The organism is Caballeronia sp., from assembly GCF_028292365.1.
Taxonomy (GTDB): Bacteria; Pseudomonadota; Gammaproteobacteria; order Burkholderiales; family Burkholderiaceae; genus Caballeronia.
In genome coordinates this window covers 1-3,566 of sequence record NZ_JAQGMM010000056.1, presented here as the reverse complement: position 1 = coordinate 3,566, position 3,566 = coordinate 1, and the positions used below count along the sequence as shown (strand labels likewise).

General features: G+C 62.2%; 3 protein-coding genes. All 3 read right to left on the bottom strand.

The features are described 5' to 3' along the window. Positions 1 to 247 (bottom strand): aromatic amino acid lyase (locus tag JWR14_RS03445; protein ID WP_299701388.1); only part of this gene is annotated, 247 nt, incomplete at its 3' end. Beyond that, positions 234 to 1,976, bottom strand: coding sequence for a glycosyltransferase family 2 protein (locus tag JWR14_RS03440; protein ID WP_299701385.1), 1,743 nt, complete (start codon positions 1,974 to 1,976; stop codon positions 234 to 236). The genes JWR14_RS03440 and JWR14_RS03445, both read right to left, overlap by 14 nt. Next, positions 1,973 to 3,566, bottom strand: a 1,594-nt coding sequence (locus JWR14_RS03435; RefSeq protein ID WP_299701382.1) for an AMP-binding protein, incomplete at its 5' end; no start/stop codon positions are given. The genes JWR14_RS03435 and JWR14_RS03440, both read right to left, overlap by 4 nt.

The following is a 3,566-nucleotide window of genomic DNA, read 5'->3' as shown; positions in this document are numbered from 1 at the left end:
ATGAGTCGCCATAACCGGTGTTGACACCATAGACGGTTGCGCCCTGGGCCAGGTGGCGGCGCAGGAATTCGGCGCCGCGTTCAATACGAGCGCGCCACGCCGGATCGGCGCTCAAAGCGACAGGCGTTCGTCGATGCGCAATCGATACGACCTCTTCAATCGTCAGCCGCCTGCCGCCGATGACAATCGCTTCCTCGGCTGTGCTGGCTGACGCACCTATCTTTCCGCTCGGATCATGTTCGGCCATTCGCGCCTCCAGTGCCATTACCATTGCCATTGGGACGCGCCCAGAAATCGAAGAAGTTGAACCATTGATAAGGCGCCTTGCGACAGTAGTGTTCAAGACGCGATGCATAACGCTGTGCCCACGCTGCGAGATGCTGCGCACGTTCTCGCCGCGGCAACTCGATACGCTCAGCGAACGGCTCGAAATAGAGCCTGTATCCCTGCTCTTCCTTCAGGCAGAAAAACAGGTACACGGGGCAACCAAGCGCGTGGGCAAGCACGTATGGGCCTTGCGCGAAAGGCGCCGTCGAGCCAAGAAACTGCGCCTCGGTCGTGCGGCCGGAATCATGCGCGGGCACGCGGTCGCCGACGATCACCAGCAACTCGCCCGCCTCCACCCTGTCCTGCATCATCATCGCCGTCTCGGGGCCGAAGTCGCTGACCTCGACGAGCCGTTGCGCAAACGCGCTGTTCGCCGATGCCAGCACGCGGTTGAAACGGCGCGCGTGCTCCGTGTAGACAACCGCGGTGACTTTCGCGTGCGCGCCGCGCATGGCAAGCGCCCGGGTCATCTCGAGGTTGCCGAGATGCGCGCCGATCACGAGTGCACCGCGGCCGCTGGCGCTCAATGCTTCGAAAGCGGCCGGGTCGTCGAACTTTACGTCGTCCATGTTGACGCGACCCGACCATGCAGCGAGTTTATCGAAGCCGGATCGTGCGAATGCCAGCATGTGTTTATACGCGGACCACCATCCTGGCCGCGGCGTTCCATCCTGAGGTGCGGCTTGTTGAAGATGCATGAAGTAGCTGCGCGATGCGGTGCGTGCGCGGCTCCCGGTCAACAAGAAATAAGCAACGATCGGATGCAGCCACAGCGCAGTGAAGCGCGTGCCGAAGAGACGGCAACTAAGAGCGAGCAAGGACATGCCGAGATGGCTGCCGCGTTCGGCGAGTTGCCACCAGTGTTGCTCGCTTTCGTTCGATGATGCGACCGATGCGACCGATGGGCGCGGCATTAGTTTATGTGCAAGCAGCATAGGCAGCCGCAGCAGCATGCCCACGACGAGCCGCGTATGAGTACGGGTGATGCGCACGTTGTCCCACAGCACATCGAAGTGCGAGACGCCGTCGCTTGCGTAGGTGACGCGCGTCGGGATCGAACGGAACGCTGTCCGGCGCCAGTACAGCCGCACGAGTATCTCGATGTCGAAATCCATTCGCGTCGGCAATTTCACGTCGTCGATCAGCGTGCACACCACGTCGAGCGGATACAGACGAAAACCGCACATCGAATCGCGGATCGTGAACGAGAGCGTTTCTATCCACACCCAGACATGCGTCAAGTAGCGCCCGTAGAGACGCGACTTCGGCACGGATTCGTCGTAGACAGGGCGACCGAGAATTACCGCACGAGGCTCCGCACGCGCGGCCTCGATGAAGCGCGGTACATCGGCGCTGTCATGCTGTCCGTCCGCGTCGATCTGCAAGCCATGCGTAAAATCGGCCATTCGTGCTGCCTGCAAGCCAGCCATTACGGCTGCGCCCTTGCCGCCGTTCACTGGCAAGCGGATCAGCGTGAGCGTGCCCGCGTATGTCGCTTGAAGCGTGGCGAGCACGTCCTGCGTGGCCTGGTCGCTGCCGTCATCGACGATAAAAAGCGGCAACTCATGCACGCTAAGATTCGCGACGGTCGCGCTGATTGCGTCCTTGTGGTTGTAGATCGGGATGACGATGCACGGTACGAAGCTCATGCAGTCCCCCGATAAACAATGACACCCGACGTGCAGTCCCGCGCACCCAGCCGATAAGCAAACTGGACACGCCGGCGCGACGCGTCATGCGTCAATGTGAGATCGAGCAGCGCGCCCGGTGGCACCGGCGCCTTGAATTTCAACTGCTCGATCGATGCCAGCATGCGCACGCCCGGCACTTGTTCGGCCGCCAATCGCATCGCCCAGTCGATCTGTACAACGCCCGGCAGGATCGGCAAGCCGGGAAAGTGGCCGGCGAAATGCACGAGCGTTGGCGGCACACGAAGTTCGTAGTGCAGCGCGGTGTCGCTGCGTGCTTCGGAGAGGACTTCCACACCGTCAGCGCGCGCATCGAATGCTGCGGCAACGGCCGCCGCCGGCAACTTGCCGCGGGCATCGAATGGAAGTGCGAAACGGAAGCGCCAGAAACGCGGCAGCACGACGATATCGAAATACGCCGCAAGGTGGCGACGCAGGATCTTGGCGAGCGCCACGCGCCCTCGTTCAAGAAGAGCTTCGCTACCCGCTTCGGTGAGCGCGACAACCGCGCCGACACGCTCGCGCGACATCCCTTCGAGCGATGCAACCGCCGCCTGCGCCACATACGGATGCAGCCCGAGGCGGGACTCAAGTTCGGGCAGCGACACACGCTTTCCATCAAGCTTGATCACGCGGTCGAGACGCCCTTGCAAACGGAAGCGGCCGTCAATGTCGAACGCGATGGTGTCGTCGGTGTGATGCCAGTCGTCGTGGCCCAGATGCGGTGAACGCAGGGTGAGCGCACCATCGTCACCGCGCTGCACCTCAACACCATTCAACGCTTGCCACGCATCTGTCTGATCCTGCCGACGCCATGCGATACCGCCCGTCTCTGTGCTGCCGTAGATCTCGACAGGCGCCGCGCCAAAAGCCGCGGCATATTTGCTCGCCGCGTCTGCCGCAAGCGGACCGCCCGATGAAAAAAACACGCGGGGTGCAGGACTTAAACCTGTGAAACCATCGAGTTCAGGCCAGCGCGATAGCTGCGCAGGCGTCGACACTACAACTGACAAACCCGGGCCGCATTGCGCAATCCGCGCCTGCAACTGTTGCGGGTCCATGCTGAGCGCACGGTCGAATGCACGCCCGGTCGCAATCGGCCAGAACACGCGAAACAGCAGCCCGTAGATGTGATGATGCGGGACGCTGCCGAGCACGGTCGCGTCGCCGACAAGCGCGCCCCACTGCGTCTCGAGCGTATGAACTTCGGCGTTGAATTGCGCGAGTGTCTTGCGGATCGGCTTCGGTGTGCCGCTACTGCCCGAGGTGTACATCGTGAGCGGCGTGTGTGGGTCGATCGATGCTGAATATCCGACGTACTCCGAACCAGCCATCAGCGCCGGCATGTCGGTGTCGGTCAGGACAGCGTCGTAGGCATTCGAGAGATCGGCCAGATAACCGGGCGCTGCATGAGCGGGTATAACCGGTTCCCTGGCTGACGCGAATAACGCAAACAGCGCGCAGGTAAAATTGAACGGATCGTCGATACACAATGCGTATCGTTGCGCCGGGCGCTCGCGTAAATGCGCGGCGATGGCCCGCACTCGCGCC

Coding starts and splice junctions, on each gene's coding strand:
- JWR14_RS03440 (WP_299701385.1), bottom strand. CDS start 1,976: ATGAGCTTCGTACCGTGCATCGTCATCCCGATCTACAACCACAAGGAC.